The sequence below is a fragment of the Streptomyces sp. 11-1-2 genome (genome assembly GCF_003595545.1).
Lineage (GTDB): Bacteria > Actinomycetota > Actinomycetes > Streptomycetales > Streptomycetaceae > Streptomyces > Streptomyces hygroscopicus_B.
In genome coordinates, this window is the sequence record NZ_CP022545.1 from 2,347,231 (window position 1) to 2,365,862 (window position 18,632).

The window sequence follows — 18,632 nt, forward strand, 5'->3', positions numbered from 1 at the left end:
GTGCGTCACTACGGCTTCCGGGCCTTTTCCATCGCCCGCTTCACAAGGTTGTCGACGTCCATCTCCGCGATCAGCGGCTCGGCGTCCTGCTTCGGTTCGGCGGTGTCCGGTGCTGCGGCACTTTCACCACTGGGATGCGCCACCAGGTGCAGGATCTGCTCCATGAGCCCAAGCTCGCGGAACCGGGACAGAGGTGTGGTCGCCAGGGCCCTCCGGATCTCATCCTCCCGATCCGCCGACTCGCTGCCATCCTCTGGGCACAGTTCCGCGAGCAGATGGCGCATCATGCGCCGCGGTGTGGGATGGTCGAAGGCGATCGATGCCGGGAGCCGGATCCCTGCGAGCCCGGCGAGTCGGTTACGGAGTTCGACGGCCAGCACCGAGGTGAACCCGACGTCCTGGAAGGCCCGGTCGGGGTCGACCTTGCGTGGTGTCGAATAGCCGAGGACCACAGCGACCTCGCGCCGCACCAGATCCAGCAGGATCTGCTCCCGCTGAACCGGGGGCGTGGCAGCCAGCTGTCCGGCGAGGCTGCCCTCGCGGAAGGGTGCCTGCTGAGCTGCGCGACGGCCGGCCCGCACGAGGCGCCGCAGCAGTGGGTGTACGGGTTCGGAGGCGGCCTGGGCGCGCAGCCCGGCGAAGTCCAGCCTCGCGGCCACGAGCACCGCGTCGTCTGCCTGCAGCGCCGCGTCGAACAGCTCCAGACCCTCCTGGGCGGAGTGTGCGACCAGGCCCCACCGGGCCATCCTCCGCTGATCGGCCACGCCCAGGTCCCCGCTGATGCCGGTCTGGTCCCACACCCCCCAGGCAACAGATGTGGCGGGTAGCCCGGCAGCCCGGCGTAGTACCGCCAGCGCGTCAAGATACGCGTTCGAGGCGGCCAGGTTTCCCTGGCCGAGGTTGCCGAAAGTTCCGGCGGCGGAAGAGAACAGGACGAAGGCCGCCAAGTCCAGGTGGCGGGTCAGCTCGTCCAGGACCAGCGCCGCGTCCGCCTTCTGGCGGAGAACCGCGTCAAGCCGCTCCGGTGTAAGGGCCGTGACCACGCCGTCGTCGAACACACCGGCCGTGTGCACCACAGCAGTGAGCGGCGCGTCCCGCGGTACAGAGGCGATCAGTTCCCCGGCCGCCTCTCGGTCTGCGATGTCGCAGGCGACAATTCGCACGCGGGCACCCAGGGCAGTCAGCTCCGCGTCGAGATCGGCGGCCCCCGGGGCGCCCGGGCCCCGACGACTTACCAGGACCAGACTCCGGATCTTGTGCTCGACGACCAGATGCCGGGCCACCAGCGCACCAAGCGCACCGGTACCACCGGTTATCAGCGCGGTGCCATCGGGGTTGAGACGACGGCCGGTGGAAGCCTGGTCTGTATCGGCGACACGAGCGAGACGCGGGACGAGGACCGCGCCCGATCGGAGTGCGACCTGCGGCTCGCCGGATGCGTGCACATCCGCCAGTACGCCCACAGGCATACGCCGAGGCGCCTCCGTACCCTCGTCCGTGCCGTCCGTACTCACCAGGACGAACCGGTCCGGATGCTCAGCCTGCGCCGAACGCACCAGGCCCCACACCGCGGCAGCCACCGGATCGCTGACATCCGGGGTCACCACCATCAGCCGGATGCCGTCCAGCGCCGGTTCCGCCAACCACCCCTGCACCAGCTCCAACGCCTGCACCAGGACCGGCCGAAACCCGCCCGACAGGTCCGTCAGGTCGGCCACCACCACAGCCGTCGGCGTCCCGGCCGACACCAGCGCCGCCAGATCCGCACCTGTCGACACACACCGGACCTCGGCAGAACCACCCGAAGACGACACCGCCGACTCCGACCATTCCATCCGGAACAAGGAATCTCGCAACCCACGCGATCCCGGAACGGCGCTGAGCTCCTCTGGTGAGGTCGAGCGGACCGTAATCGCCGCCACCGACGCGACCGGAGCTCCCGCCGCGTCGGCAAGACGCAGACCGAAGGTGCCAGAGGCGCCCGGCAGCACGTGCACGCGCAGCATCGAGGCGCCGGTAGCGTGCAGGCGTACGTGCCGCCACAGGGTTCGGAGTTCCGGCTCTGAGTACTCCGCAGCCGGTTCGGTCGAGGACCGTGCACCCGCTGCGGCTTCGAGCAGTACGGGATGCAGACAGAACTTGCCGGATTCCGCAGATTCCTCGGGCAAGGAGACTTCCGCGAAAATCTCCCCACCCCGTGTCCAGACCGCGTCCAGCCCCTCATGACCGAGTACATCCACCGCCGTGCTGCCCTGCGGTGGCCATTGAGTCAGCTCGAAGTCGGGCAGGCTGCTGTCGGGTGCGATGAGGGCCGTGATGTGGCGGGTCCAGCCCTCCTGCTCAGCCGCGTCCTCGCACCGGGAGTACACATGGGCCCGGCGTTCACCGGACTCATCCGGTTCGCCGATCTCGATGTGCACCCGTACGCCACCGTGCGGAGGCAGCCGCAAGGGGACCTCGACGTCGAGTTCAGCAAGCAGCCCGCAGCCGACCTCATCAGCCGCACGCAGCAGCACCTCGACAAACGCCTCGGCAAAAACCAGTTCCGTGCCGGCAGCATGATCGGAGAGCCAGGGGTGGGTACGCCGGGACCAGCGGGAAGCGAACAGGACACCTCCGGAACCGGGCAACGAGGTCACCGCCCCCAGAAGGGGATGATCCACCACGCCCAGACCGAGGGCGGTGGCGTCATTGGTGCCCGCCCCGCCTGCCAGCCAGAAGTGCTCCTGCTGGAAGGCATATGTCGGCAGTTCCATCGGCCGTCCGGCACTGCGCCCGACCACGGCCGGCCAATCAACCGCGACACCATGGGCATGCAGTCGGCCCAGCGCCTCCAGTACTCGACGCGGACCGCTCTCCTCACGACGCAACGTCCCGATCACCACTACGGGACCTGCGGCTGCCCCCTCCACGGTCTCCTCAATAGCGGGAGCCAGGACAGGGTGGGAGCTGACCTCGACGAACACGCCGTGCCCGCCGACTGTCAAGGAGCGGATGACCGGGGCGAACTGGACTGTCTGACGCAGGTTCCGGTACCAGTACCCCGCTCCCAGAGCGGCCATGTCCAGCAGACCACCGGTCACCGTGGAGTAGAACGGGACAGAACCCGGCTGGGGCCTGATTCCCGCCAGGGTGTCCATCAGGTTTTGCTCGATCGCCTCCACGTGTGCCGAATGCGAGGCGTAGTCCACCGGGATCCGCCGCGCCCGCACGCCCTCCGTCTCACACACAGCCAGCAGCTCGCTCAGAGCATCCGGGTCACCCGCGACCACTACCGACGCGCGACCGTTGACCGCCGCGACCTCCACACGATCCGGCCAGGCCGCGAGCAGCTCCCGTGCCCGCCGCGCATCACAGGCGACGGACACCATGCCGCCATGCCCCGACAGACCCGCCGCGATCGCACGACTGCGGAGCACCACCACCCGAGCCGCATCGTCCAGCGACAATCCACCAGCCACACACGCTGCGGCGATCTCGCCTTGTGAATGACCCACCACAGCGTCGGGCACCACGCCCGCGGCCTGCCACACCGCAGCCAGCGAGACCATCACCGCCCACGACAACGGTTGCACGACATCAACGGCATCCAGCGACGGAGCCTGCTCCGCCCCGTGTGCCACATCCATCAAGGACCAACCTGTCAGCGGGTCCAGCACACGGGCACACTCATCGAACCGGGTCGCGAACACCGACGACGACTCCAGCAGATCCGCGCCCATTCCGGCCCACTGAGCGCCCTGCCCCGGAAACACGAACACCACCCGGCCGGCTGCGTTCGGGTCCCGTGCCGAGCCTGTCACCACGCCTGCCGCGGAATGGCCCAGCGCGAGGGCGTTGAGACTTGTCAGAGCCTCATCCCGGCTCCCCGCCACGATCACGGCCCGATCGGACAGCGCACCCCGCGTCGACACCAGCGACCGAGCGACCTCGGCCAGGTCGAGGTCGGTGTGTGCGGACAGGAACGATCCCAACCTGTCCGCCTGCCCCGCCAGTCCAGCCGCACCACGCGCTGACAGGACCAGCGGCACCACTCCCCCATCGGTTCCCACCAGCCCCGACTCCCCAGGCACCGGCACTGCGGACTGCTCCACAGGAGCCTGTTCGAGGATCAGGTGCGCGTTGGTCCCACTCACGCCGAAGGAGGACACAGCAGCACGGCGAGGCCGGCCGGTATCGGGCCAGTCGCGAGCCTCGGTCAGCAGCTCCACCGCACCCGCCGACCAGTCCACCTGTGACGACGGGGTATCGGCGTGCAACGTGGCCGGCATCACGCCGTGCCGCAACGCCTCCACCATCTTGATCACACCAGCCACACCGGCGGCGGCCTGAGTATGGCCCACGTTCGACTTCAGCGAACCGAGCCACAATGGACGCTCGGGTACCCGGTCCTGGCCGTAAGTGGCCAGCAGCGCCTGCGCTTCGATGGGATCACCGAGCACCGTGCCCGTGCCATGCCCCTCCACCACATCCACATCAGCCGCCGACAAACCCGCACTGGCAAGCGCCTTACGAATCACCCGCTGCTGCGACGGCCCATTCGGCGCCGTCAAACCATTCGACGCACCATCCTGATTGACCGCAGAACTCCGGATGACCGCAAGCACCTGATGCCCGTTACGCCGGGCCTCTGACAACAGTTCCAGGACCACGACACCAGCGCCCTCGGCCAGACCCGTACCATCCGCGGCAGCGGAGAAGGCCTTGCACCGACCGTCGGACGACAACCCCTGCTGACGGGAGAACTCGACGAACGTGGATGGGTTCGCCATCACCGTCGCACCACCCGCCAACGCCATCGAGCACTCACCCTGACGTAGCGCCTGCGCCGCCAAGTGCATCGCCACCAGCGAGGACGAACACGCCGTGTCGACGGACACCGACGGCCCTTCGAAACCGAACACGTACGACACACGGCCGGACGCCACACTCGCCGTCGACCCTGTCCCGACGAGACCGCCCAGTTCCGGCGGGGTCTCTCCCCGCATCCCGTACCCCTGGGTGATCACACCGGAGAAGACACCGACATCCGATCCTTTCAACGTCCCCGGGTCGATCCCGGCCCGCTCCAACGCCTCCCACGAGACCTCCAGCAACAACCGCTGCTGCGGATCCATCGCCAACGCCTCACGCGGCGAAATCCCAAAAAAGCCCGCATCGAACAGGCCCGCCCCATGCAAAAACCCACCCCGGTCGGTGTACGACTTACCCGCCCTACCCGGATCAGCGTCGAACAACCCCTCCACATCCCAGCCACGATCCTCAGGAAAACCCGACACACCCTCCCGACCCTCACTAACCAACCGCCACAGGTCCTGAGGGCTCGCCACACCACCCGGAAGACGGCACGCCATACCCACAATCGCTACCGGCTCGTCGGTTCCGCGCGCGACCTGTTGCCGCAGGGCGTGCAGCTCGGCTGTGACAAGCTTGAGGGACTTGAGGAGCTTCTCGGCCGTGGCCATCTTCGATTCCTTAGCTGGGCTGGGGAGCGGCAATCAGTGAAGGCGTGATTTCTCAGGAGAGTCCGAGCTCTTCGTTGATGAAGTCAAGGACCTCATCAGCGGAGGCGGATTCCAGTTGCTCTGCCACTGCAGAGTCCGTCTTCTGATCGCCGAGTCCGTTGAGCTTCGTCACCAGCCTCTGGAGACGGAGTATGACTCCGGCCTTCTTGGCATCGTTGGAGAGCGATCCGGTGATCAGTGATTCGATGTCGTCAATCTTGGAATTCACCAGTGATTGGGCGTCGTCGGTGATGTCGGCCTCGTCGTGCAGGTGGCGGGCGAGGGCGAGTGGGGTGGGGTAGTCGAAGACGACTGTCGCCGCCAGCTTGAGGCCGGTGGCTTCGCGCAGGCGGTTGCGCAGCTCGACCGAGGTGAGGGAGTCGAAGCCAGCGTCCTTGAACGCTTTGTCCGCTTCGACGTTCGCTACTGCGGTGTGGCCGAGGACGATCGCCACCTGTGCCCGGACCAGGTCGAGCAGCAGTGCTTCCTGCTCCTGCGGTGTGAGACCGGCGAGCCTCGCGGCAAGTCCACCGCCGTTCTCCCCGGCCTGCGCCTGCCGCCGACCGGCATGCACCAGAGCACGCAGCAGAGCCAGAGTACCCCGGCCGGCCGCTGCATCAGCGCGCAGCCCCCGCAGGTCCAGCTTGATCGGCACCGCCAGCGCGGCAGGCATCCGCAGGGCCCCGTCGAACAGCCGCATGCCCTCAGCCACGCCGATGGGCAGTGTTCCGCCACGGCTCATACGTGCCTGGTCGGCCTGACTGAGGTGTGCGGTCATGCCCGTGGTTTGTTCCCACAGGCCCCAGGCCATCGCGATACCGGGCAATCCCTCAGCGCGGCGCCTGGCCATCCAACCGTCCAGGAACGCGTTGGCGGCGCCGTAGTTGCCTTGTCCCGCCGAGCCGAACACACCCGCCGCGGATGAGAACGCCGCGAACATCGACAGGTCCATCTCCCGTGTCAGCTCGTCCAAATGACACAGAGCGGTGACCTTGGGAGCGAAGACGCTTTCGACACGTTCCGGTGTCAGCGTTCCGATCACACCGTCGTCCAGCACACCCGCGGTATGGACGACACCAGTCAGTGGATGCTCGGCCGGTACGGCCGCCAGAAGTGCCGCCACCGCGTCCCGGTCGGTGACATCACACGCCACCGCCGTCACCGTCGCGCCGGCCTCACCGAGTTCGGCGACCAGCTCTCGCGCTCCCTTGGCGTCCGGTCCACGCCGGCTCGCGAGAACCAGATGGCGCACACCATGCTCACCAACCAGGTGCCGGGCCACCACAGCGCCCAGAGAGCCGGTACCACCGGTCACCACAACCGTGCCCTCGAGATCGAGGGGCTCCGGAACACTCAACACGATCTTGCCGACGTGCCGGGCCTGACTCATGTAACGGAATGCGTCCGGGGCACGGCGCACGTCCCATGCGGTAAACGGCAACGGGGTGAGCTCGCCCGCTTCGAACAGTCTCGCCAATTCGACGAGCATCTGCTGGATACGGTCGAGGCCGGCGTCGAAAACGTCGAACGCCTGGTAAGCCACCCCCGGATGTTCTCCGGCGACAACGCCCGCATCCCGGGTATCGGTTTTGCCCATCTCGATGAACCTGCCGCCGCGCGGCAACAACCGCAGCGAGGCATCCACCAGCTCTCCGGCCAGACAGTCCAGGACCACGTCCATTCCGGCGCCCGAGGTCTCCGTCAGGAATTGCTGCTCGAAGTCCGCCGTCCGCGATGAGGCGATGTCGGCATCATCGAATCCCAGTTCCCGTAGTACTCCCCATTTGCCGGGGCTTGCCGTGCCGAACACCCGGGCGCCCAGATGCCGGGCGAGCTGCGTCGCGGCCATACCCACACCACCAGTAGCAGCGTGGATGAGCACCGACTCACCGGCCCGCAGACCCGCCAGATCACGCAAACCGTAATAGGCGGTGAGGAACACTACGGGGACCGTGGCTGCCTGCTGGAACGACCACCCCTGCGGTATCCGGACCAGACACCGATGGTCAGCGACAGCCACCGGTCCATATCCGACACCTGTCAAACCCATAACCCGATCGCCGACGGCCAGACCCGTAACGCCCTCGCCGACCTCCAGGACGACACCGGCGCCCTCACCACCCAGCTCGGCCGCGCCTGGATACATCCCCAACGCGATAAGAACGTCACGGAAGTTGAGGCCCAACGCCCGCAGACCAACGCGGACCTGGCCCGCAGCCAGCGGCGCCGCAGCACCGGGCTCCGGCACCAGAGCAAGGCTGTCGAGCGTGCCACCAGTAGCACTCAACCGCCACTCACGCGCTTCGGGGATCTGCAAGGCCCGCTTACCGGCAGGAACGAGCCGCGGCACGGACAGCGTGGTGCCTCGGACCGCGACCTGCGGCTCATCGGCGGCCAATACGGCAGTCAGAACCGAGCCCATCCCGGTACCAGCGAGGTCGAGGCCGGAGTCGGCAGCGAGATCGAGCAGGACGATTCGGTCCGGGTTCTCGGCCTGAGCCGCCCGAACCAGACCCCACACCGCAGCACCTGCCGGATCGGCGACATCTCCCTCACCACCAACCGGAACCGCACCCCGTGTGACCACCACCAGCCGGGATTCCGCCAGATCCGCAGCAGCGAACCACGCCTGGACGACCTCGAGCACCCTGACGGTCAGGGCGAGCGCGTCGTGTTCGCCGTCACCGCCGAGGGCCTGAAGAACCGCTACCGCTGGCACCTCCGTGGCGCCTGCCAGTTCCGTTACGTCCTCGGTCGAAGCCACCAGCGCCCACGACGGCAGAGGTTCGGCGCCCGGAGCAGGCGCGGGCAGTTCGGTCCAGTCCACCTCGAACAGTGCGTCGCGGCCGTCATCAGTCGCCATCCGATCCAGTTGCTCGACGTCCACCGCCCGGGCAATCAGTGATTGCAGGCTCAGCACCGGACCGCCGGCCCCGTCGGCCGCTTGCAACGACACCGCGTCCGGCCCGGACGGTACCGATCGCACCCGTAGTTCAGAGGCACCCGTGGCGTGCAGGCGGAGCCCGTTCCAAGCGAACGGCACACGAATGCCGGCCTCGGTGCCGGCCGGCTGGACGAACCCGCTGTGCAGGGCGGCGTCGAGCAACGCCGGGTGCAACCCGAAACGGCTCGCCTCACCACGCTGCTCGTCCGGCAGGGAGACTTCGGCGAATACTTCCTCGCCCCGCCGCCACACCCCACGCAGACCCTGGAACGCCGGACCGTAAACGTAGCCGCGGTCTGCCAGATCCTCATAGAACTCGGCGGCGTCGAACGGCACCCGCTCCGCACCGCTCGGCGGCCACACCGTGAAGTCGAAACCAGCAGCGGGGACAGCAGCCGCCGTGAGGGTGCCGGCAGCGTGACGGGTCCAAACGTCCGTACCGGTACCGCCACCGCCGTCCTCACGAGCTGAGTACACGGCCACCGAGCGGGTGCCGTTCTCCTCAGGGCCGCCCACCGCGACCTGAACACGGACACCCCCTTGCGCGGGTACGACAAGCGGCGTCTCAATGACCAGCTCTTCCAACGTGCCGCAGCCCACTTCGTCGCCCGCCCGCACTACCAACTCCGCCAGACCAGTGCCGGGGACGAGAACGACGTCGCCCACGGCATGGTCCGCTAGCCACGGATGCGTACGAAGCGACAGCCACGAGGTACCCAACACGCCATCGGTCTCGGGCACCGCCACCACCGCACCCAGTAATGGATGATCGGCCCCGGACAGTCCGAGCGACGCCGCGTCGGTCGTAGACATGGTCGGCAGCCAGTAGTGCTCGTGTTCGAAGGCGTACGTCGGAAGGTCGACGCGGCTGGCGTCGGTTTTGGGCGCGAGGATGCCGCTCCAGTCGACGCTGATGCCTCGGACGAAGAGGTCGGCCATCGAGGTGAACAGGCGGCGCAGACCGCCGTCCTCATAGCGCAGCGAACCGCTCACCAGGACCTCGGTGTTCGCCTCGTCGGCGATCTCGTTGATGAGCCAGACGAGTGCTGGATGGGCACTCGATTCCACGAAGACGGTGTGGCCGTCGGCCAGCAGGTCAGCGATCGCGGGGCCGAAGCGGACCTGACTGCGCAGGTTCCGATACCAGTAACCGCCGTCCAGGACACCCGCCTCCCGCACCCACTCACCGGTCACGGTCGAGTAGAAGGGAATCAGCGGCGCCTGGGCACGGATGTCGGCGAACGCTTCACGCAGAATCTCCTCGGCCGCTTCGACTTGCCAGGAGTGGGAGGCGAAGTCGACTTCGATGCGGCGCGCGCTGACGCCGTCCGCCGCAAGGGCGTCGAGGGCTTGACCAAGGGCTTCGGCGTCACCAGAAATCACCACCGAGGACGGACTGTTGACCGCCCCGATCTCAACCCGACCATCCCACTCCTGCAGACGAGCAACCACCTCCTCCTCCGACAACCCCACCGACGCCATACCACCCCGACCCGAAAGAACACCGGAAATGATCTGACTCCGCACCGCCACAACCCGAACCGCATCCTCCAACGACAACGCACCCGACACATACGCGGCAGCAACCTCACCACCCGAATGACCCACCACCACATCCGCCACCACACCCACCGACTCCCACACCGCGGCCAAACCCACCATCACCGCAAAACTCGCCGGCTGCCGCACATCCTCACGCTCAAAAAACTCCGCCGAACAATCCCCCCGCAACACATCCACCAACGACCAATCCACCCACCGCTCCAACGCCACCGCACACTCCCCCACCCGCGCCGCAAACACCGCCGAACAATCCAACAACTCACGACCCATACCAACCCACGGCGAACCCTGACCCGGAAAGACCAGAACCTTCCGTCCCGAGACAGCGGCACCCAGCGACCCGCCGGTCACAACACCGGGATGCGACTCATCCCGCGCCAATGCGCCCAGCCCCGACAACGCCTCATCACGCGAACCCGCCACCACCACCGCACGCTCGGACAACACCGCACGCCGGGACACCAACGCCGCCGCGACCTCCGGCAGCACCACATCCGATTGGGAACCGACGAAGGACGCGAGTCGCTGCGCCTGGCCCACCAGCGAACGAGCACTCCTCGCCGACACCACCAGCGGCACCACATCCGACACCGGCTCAGACACAGACTCCGCCTGCGGCTCGGGGGAATGCTCCAGGATCAGGTGCGCGTTGGTCCCGCTCATGCTGAAGGAGGACACCGCAGCACGGCGAGGTCGGCCGGTATCGGGCCAGTCGCGAGCCTCGGTCAGCAGCTCCACCGCACCCGCCGACCAGTCCACCTGTGACGACGGGGTATCGGCGTGCAACGTGGCCGGCATCACGCCGTGCCGCAGCGCCTCCACCGTCTTGATCACACTAGCCACACCGGCGGCGGCTTGGGTATGCCCGAGGTTCGACTTCAGCGAGCCCAGCCACAATGGGCGCTCCGGGTGACGGTTCTGGCCGTAAGTGGCCAGCAGCGCCTGCGCTTCGATGGGATCACCGAGCACCGTGCCCGTGCCATGCCCCTCCACCACATCCACATCAGCCGCCGACAAACCCGCACTGGCAAGCGCCTTACGAATCACCCGCTGCTGCGACGGCCCATTCGGCGCCGTCAAACCATTCGACGCACCATCCTGATTGACCGCAGAACTCCGGATGACCGCAAGCACCTGATGCCCGTTTCGCCGGGCCTCTGACAACAGTTCCAGGACCACGACACCGGCGCCCTCGGCCCAGCCGGTGCCGTCCGCGGTCGCGGAGTAGGCCTTGCATCGGCCGTCCGAAGACATCACGCGTTGGCGGGAGAACTCGACGAATGTGGCGGGGTTCGCCATCACTGTCGCGCCACCCGCCAACGCCATCGAGCACTCACCCTGACGCAACGCCTGGGCCGCCAAGTGCATTGCTACGAGGGAGGACGAGCAGGCCGTGTCGACCGTGATCGCGGGGCCTTCGAAACCGAAGACATACGACACACGCCCGGATGCCACACTCGACACGACCCCTGTCGCGAGGTAGCCGCCCAGTTCCGGCGGGGTCTCTCCCCGCATCCCGTACCCCTGGGTGATCACACCGGAGAAGACACCGACATCCGATCCTTTCAACGTCCCTGGGTCGATCCCGGCCCGCTCCAACGCCTCCCACGAGACCTCCAGCAACAACCGCTGCTGCGGATCCATCGCCAACGCCTCACGCGGCGAAATCCCAAAAAAGCCCGCATCGAACAGGCCCGCCCCAGGCAAAAACCCACCCCGGTCGGTGTACGACTTACCCGCCCTACCCGGATCAGCGTCGAACAACCCCTCCACATCCCAGCCACGATCCTCAGGAAAACCCGACACACCCTCCCGACCCTCACTAACCAACCGCCACAGGTCCTGAGGGCTCGCCACACCACCCGGAAGACGGCACGCCATACCCACAATCGCTACCGGCTGCGACTTCTCGGCCTCGAGCTCCAGCACACGCTGCCGGGAGCGTTGCGCTTCGCCGAGAACGCGCTTGAGATAGTCGCGAAGCTTGTCTTCATCCGCCATCAAAGTTCAGCTCCTGGAAGGCAGTGGTATCGGGGTGTGGCAGCGTTGCCTGCCGCGGGCTAGTTGCTGAACGTCGTGTCAATGAGGTCGAAGAGGTCGTCGTCGGAGGCGGCGTCGAAGTCGAGCGCCTCGGCGCCCGGCGGGGTTCCGTTCGCCGTCGACCAGGTGGTCAGGAGGACCTGGAGCCGGGTAGCCACCTGGGCGCGGATCGAGTCGTCGACAGGTGTCTCGACCAGCCTGGCTTCCAGCTTGCTCAGTTCGGCCAACAGCGGATGCGTTCCGGCGGGGGACTGTGCGGGCTTGAGGCCGTCGTGCAGGTGGCGGGCGAGGGCGAGTGGGGTGGGGTAGTCGAAGACGACTGTCGCGGCGAGTTTGAGGCCGGTGGCTTCGCGCAGGCGGTTGCGCAGTTCGACCGAGGTGAGGGAGTCGAAGCCAGCGTCCACGAACGCTTTGTGGGCTTCGACATTGGTTATCTCGGTATAGCCGAGAACGGTGGCTACCTGGGTCAGGACCAGGTCGAGCAGCAGCTTCTCTTGCTCCTGTGGTGTGAGACTGACCAACCTCGCGGTAAGTCCGCTGCCGTTCTCCCCGGCTTGTGCCTGCCGCCGCCCGGTTTGTACCAGAGCACGCAGCAGGGCCAGGACGCTCCCGCCGGCTGTCGCGTCGGCGCGCAGTCCTCGGAGGTCCAGCTTGATCGGCACTGCGAGTGCGGTTGGCATTCGTAGGGCTGTGTCGAACAGTCGCATGCCCTCAGCCACGCCGATAGGCAGGAGGCCGCCGCGGCTCATGCGTGCCTGGTCGGCTTGGCTGAGGTTCGCGGTCATGCCCGTGTTTTGTTCCCACAGGCCCCAGGCCATCGCGATACCGGGCAGTCCGTCGGCGCGGCGTTTGGCCATCCAACCGTCGAGGAACGCGTTGGCGGCGCCGTAGTTGCCTTGTCCCGCCGAGCCGAACACACCCGCCGCGGATGAGAACGCCGCGAACATCGACAGGTCCATCTCCCGTGTCAGCTCGTCGAGATGACTCACGGCGGTGACTTTGGGAGCGAAGACGGCTGCGACGCGTTCCGGTGTCAGCGTTGCGATCACGCCGTCGTCCAGCACGCCTGCGGTATGGACGACGCCGGTCAGTGGGTGTTCGGCTGGTAGGGCCGCGAGCAGTTCGGCGAGTGCGTCTCGGTTGGTGACATCGCACGCCACCGCCGTCACCGTCGCGCCGGCCTCACCGAGTTCGGCAACAAGCTCTCGTGCTCCTTCGGCGTTCGGTCCACGCCGGCTCGCGAGGACGAGATGACGCACGCCGTGTTCACCGACCAGGTGCCGGGCCACCACAGCGCCCAGGGACCCGGTGCCGCCGGTCAGCACAACCGTGCCCTCGAGGTCGAGGGGCTTCGGAACGCTCAAAACCATTTTGCCGGTATGCCGGGCCTGGCTCATGTGACGGAATGCGTCCGGGGCGCGACGCACGTCCCATGCGGCGAACGGCAGTGGGGTGAGGTCTCCGGTTTCGAACAGTCTCGCCAATTCGACGAGCATCTGCTGGATACGGTCGAGGCCGGCGTCGAAAACGTCGAACGCCTGGTAAGCCACCCCCGGATGTTCTCCGGCGACAACGCCCGCATCCCGGGTATCGGTTTTGCCCATCTCGATGAACCTGCCGCCGCGCGGCAACAACCGCAGCGAGGCATCCACCAGCTCTCCGGCCAGACAGTCCAGGACCACGTCCATTCCGGCGCCCGAGGTCTCCGTCAGGAATTGCTGCTCGAAGTCCGCCGTCCGTGACGAGGCGATGCCGGCATCATCGAATCCCAGTTCCCGTAGTACTCCCCATTTGCCGGGGCTTGCCGTGCCGAACACCCGGGCGCCCAGATGCCGGGCGAGCTGCGTCGCGGCCATACCCACACCACCGGCAGCAGCGTGGATGAGCACCGACTCACCGGCCCGCAGACCCGCCAGATCACGCAAACCGTAATAGGCGGTGAGGAACACTACGGGGACCGTGGCTGCCTGCTGGAACGACCACCCCTGCGGTATCCGGACCAGACACCGATGATCGGTGACGGTCATCGATCCATATCCGATGCCTGTCAAACCCATCACTCGGTCGCCGACGGCCAGTTCCGTAACGCCCTCGCCGACTTCCAGGACGACACCGGCGCCCTCACCACCCAGTTCGGCCGCGCCTGGATACATCCCCAACGCGATAAGGACGTCACGGAAGTTGAGGCCCAGCGCTCGCAGGCCGACGCGGACCTGGCCTGCGGCCGGCGGCGTCGTAACACGGGGCTCCGGCAGCAGGGAAAGGCTGTCGAGCGTGCCAACACTGGTAGTACCCACCCCCAACCGCCACTCGCCCGCATCGGGGATCTGCAAGGCCCGCTTACCGGCAGGAACGAGTCGCGGCACGGACAGCGTGGTGCCTCGGACCGCGACCTGCGGCTCATCGGCGGCCAATACGGCAGTCAGAACCGAGCCCATCCCGGTACCAGCGAGGTCGAGGCCGGAGTCGGCAGCGAGATCGAGCAGGACGATCCGGTCCGGGTTCTCGGCCTGAGCCGCCCGAACCAGACCCCACACCGCAGCACCAGCAGGATCGCTGACGTCCCCCTCACCACCAACCGGAACCGCACCCCGTGTGACCACCACCAGCCGGGACTCCGCCAGACCCGCAGCAGCGAACCACGCCTGAACGACCTCCAGCACCCTGACGGTCAGGGCAAGCGCGTCATGCTCGCCGTCACCGCCAACAGCCTGAAGAACCGCCAGCGCAGGAACCACCGCGGCATCTGCCAGATCCGTCACGTCCTCGACCGAAGCCACCAGCGCCCACGACGGCAGAGACTCCACGCTCGAAGCAGGCGCGGGCAGTTCGGTCCAGTCCACCTCGAACAGCGCGTCGCGGCCGTCATCAGTCGCCACCCGATCCAACTGCTCCACGTCCACCGCCCGGGCAACCAGCGACTCCAGGCTCAGCACCGGACCACCGGCCCCATCAGCCGCCTGCAACGACACCGCGTCCGGCCCGGACGGCACCGTCCGCACCCGCAACTCCGAGGCACCCGCAGCATGCAGGCGCAGCCCGTTCCAAGCGAACGGCACACGCATACCCGCCCCGGCATCGGCCGGCCGGACGAGCCCGCTCTGCAGGGCAGCGTCGAGCAACGCCGGGTGCAACCCGAAACGGCTCGCCTCACCACGCTGCTCGTCCGGCAGAGCGACCTCGGCGAACACCTCCTCGCCCCGCCGCCACACCCCACGCAGACCCTGGAACGCCGGACCGTAAACGTAGCCGCGGCCCGCCATCTCCTCATAGAACCCGACCGCATCGAACGACACACGCTCCGCGCCGACCGGCGGCCACACCGTGAAATCGAAACCAGCAGCAGGGACAGCAGCCGCCGTCAGAGTGCCGGCAGCGTGACGGGTCCAAACGTCCGTACCGGTGCCGCCACCGTCGTCATCACGAGCCGAGTACACGGCCACCGAACGCGCGCCGTTCTCCTCAGGGCCGCCCACCGCGACCTGAACGCGCATACTCCCTTGCGCGGGTACGACAAGCGGCGTCTCAATGACCAATTCCTCCAACGTGCCGCAGCCCACCTCGTCACCCGCACGCACCGCCAACTCCACCAAAGCAGTGCCAGGGACAAGCACGACACCGCCCACAGCGTGATCCGCAAGCCACGGATGCGTACGAAGCGACAACCGCGACGTACACAACACACCGCTCGTCTCCGGCACCGGAACCACCGCACCCAGCAACGGATGATCAGCCCCCGACAAGCCGAGCGAGGCGACATCGTTGGCGGTACCCGCCAGCTCCATCCAGTAGTTCTTGTGATCGAAGGCGTACGTCGGAAGGTCGACGCGGCGGGCATCGGCTCCGGGCGCGAGGACGCCGCTCCAGTCGACGCTGATGCCTCGGACGAAGAGGTCGGCCATCGAGGTGAACAGGCGGCGCGGACCTCCCTCGTGACGGCGCAGGGAGCCGGTCACGACGGCGTCTGCCTCGGCGCCGGCCACGATCTCGCTGATCGGCTGGACCAGGACGGGGTGCGCGCTGGACTCCACGAAGACGGTGTGGCCGTCGGCCAGCAGGTCAGCGATCGCGGGGCCGAAGCGGACCTGGCTGCGCAGGTTGCGGTACCAGTAGCTGCCGTCCAGGGCACCCGCCTCGCGGATCCACTCGCCGGTGACAGTGGAGAGGAATGGCACGGTAGGAGCTTGGCTGCGGATGTCGGCGAAGGCCTCGTTCAGGATCTCCTGGACAGCCCCGACGTGCCGGGAGTGCGAGGCGTAGTCGATCGCGATGCGGCGTACGCGGACGCCCTGGTCCTCCAAAGTCTCGATGGCTTCGTCGAGGGCTTCGGTGTCAGCGGTGATGGCCACTGAGGACGGACTGTTGACCGCCCCGATCTCAACCCGACCATCCCACTCCTGCAGACGAGCAACCACCTCCTCCTCCGACAACCCCACCGACGCCATACCACCCCGACCCGAAAGAACACCGGAAATGATCTGACTCCGCACCGCCACAACCCGAACCGCATCCTCCAACGACAACGCACCCGACACATACGCGGCAGCAACCTCACCACCCGAATGACCCACCACCACATCCGCCACCACACCCACCGACTCCCACACCGCGGCCAAACCCACCATCACCGCAAAACTCGCCGGCTGCCGCACATCCTCACGCTCAAAAAACTCCGCCGAACAATCCCCCCGCAACACATCCACCAACGACCAATCCACCCACCGCTCCAACGCCACCGCACACTCCCCCACCCGCGCCGCAAACACCGCCGAACAATCCAACAACTCACGACCCATACCAACCCACGGCGAACCCTGACCCGGAAACACCAACACAACCTTGCCGTCCCCACCCGACCTCAACCCACCACCAACAACCACCCCACGAACGTCCTCACCACGAGCCAGCGCACCGAGACCTGCCAGGGCCTCCTCGGGCGAGTCGGTCACGACGACCGCGCGCTGGGCCAGCGTCGCCCGGCCGGTGACCAGTGCGGCCGCCACATCGGCGAGCGCGACCGTGCCGGACGCCTCGAGGAACGACCCCAGTCGCTCCGCCTGGCCGGTCAGCGAGGCGGCCGCAGCCGCCGACAGCACCAGCGGTACCACTCCATCGAGCGCTGGGCCGGAGGGGGACTCCGCTGCGGGTTCTTCCGGCGCCTGTTCCAGGATCATGTGGGCGTTCGTACCGCTGGCGCCGAACGAGGACACACCGGCCCGGCGTGGCCGGCCCAGCTCCGGCCACGCGCGGGCCTCGGTCAGCAGCTCCACCGAGCCCGCCGTCCAGTTCACCTGCGGGTTGGGGGCGTCGACGTGCCGGGTGGCGGGCATGACGCCGTGCCTGAGCGCCTGCACCGCGTTGATCAGTCCGGCCACGCCTGAGCCGCTCTGGGTGTGTCCGATCACCGACTTGACCGAGCCGAGCCATAGTGGCCGGCCCTCGGGCCGGTCCTGGCCGTACGTGGCGATCAGGGCCTGGGCCTCGATCGGGTCGCCGAGAACGGTGCCGGTGCCGTGGCCCTCGACCATGTCGACGTCGGCTGTGGTGAGGCCGGCGTTCTCCAGCGCCTTGCGGATGACGCGCCGCTGCGCCGGGCCATTGGGCGCCGTCAGACCGTTGGAGGCGCCGTCCTGGTTGAGGGCGGAGCCGCGGATCACCGCGAGGACCCGGTGTCCGTTGCGGCGCGCGTCCGACAGCCGCTCGAGGAGGACGACACCGGCGCCTTCGGCCCAGCTGGAGCCGTCCGCGGCGGCCCCGTACGACTTGCAGCGGCCGTCGAAGGCGAGGGCGCGCTGCCGGGCAAAGCCGATGAACCCTCCGGGGGTCGACATGACGGTCGCGCCGCCGGCCAGGGCCATGGCGCACTCACCGCGCCGAAGCGCCTGTGTGGCTACGTGCACGGCGACCAGGGTGGAGGAGCACATGGTGTCGACGGTGACGGCGGGGCCTTCGAGGCCGAGTGCGTAGGCGACCCGTCCCGAGGCGATGCCGCCCGCGCTGCCCAGAGCACGCTCCAGGCTGAGGTAGCCTTCGAGGCCGCTGAGGTCGGGCGCGTAGTCCTGGTGGACCAGGCCGGCGTATACGCCGATGTCGGCGCCGCGTACGGAGTGCGGGTCGATGCCGGCTCGTTCGAGGGCCTCCCAGCAGATCTCGAGGAGCTGCCGCTGTTGAGGTTCCATCGCGAGCGCCTCAAGCGGCGAGATCCCGAACAACGCGGCGTCGAACAAGTTGGCGTCGTGCAGGAACGCACCCTCGCGGACGTACGTCGTGCCGGGGTTGTCCGGGTCGGGGTGGTAGATGCCCTCCAGGTCCCAGCCGCGGTTCTCGGGGAAGGAGGTGTAGACGTCGGTGCCGTCGGTCACCACCCGCCAGAGGTCCTCGGGGTTGCGTATGCCGCCCGCGTACCGACAAGCCATCGACACGATCGCGACGGGCTCGACCGAGGACTCGGAGAGACGCTGGTTCTCCTGTTGGAGCCGCATGTTCTCCTTGAGCGAGGCACGCAGTGCGGTGACGATCTCTTCGTCCGGCGCCGTCATCTCGGTACGCCTCCATCTTTGTCGCCGTGGTGTCGGAAAGTC

Annotated in this window: 3 protein-coding genes; all 3 read right to left on the bottom strand. The window is 67.6% G+C overall.

Going from position 1 to position 18,632, the window contains the following annotated elements; translation table 11 throughout:
* Positions 1 to 8: 8 nt before the first annotated feature.
* From CGL27_RS09705 to CGL27_RS09715, 3 genes are read right to left on the bottom strand one after another with little or no spacing between them, the layout of a single operon-like run.
* The gene (locus tag CGL27_RS09705; protein ID WP_119985971.1) at positions 9 to 5,465 is read right to left on the bottom strand and encodes a type I polyketide synthase; all 5,457 of its coding nucleotides are present in this window, start codon (positions 5,463 to 5,465) and stop codon (positions 9 to 11) included.
* Positions 5,466 to 5,517: 52 nt separating this feature from the next.
* Entirely contained in the window at positions 5,518 to 12,012 is a 6,495-nt protein-coding gene (locus tag CGL27_RS09710) for a type I polyketide synthase (protein WP_119985973.1), read from the bottom strand.
* Positions 12,013 to 12,071: 59 nt separating this feature from the next.
* Positions 12,072 to 18,590 (bottom strand): type I polyketide synthase, encoded by a 6,519-nt coding sequence (locus tag CGL27_RS09715; protein WP_119985975.1) that lies wholly within the window; start codon positions 18,588 to 18,590, stop codon positions 12,072 to 12,074.
* Between the last annotated feature and the right edge of the window lie 42 nt (positions 18,591 to 18,632).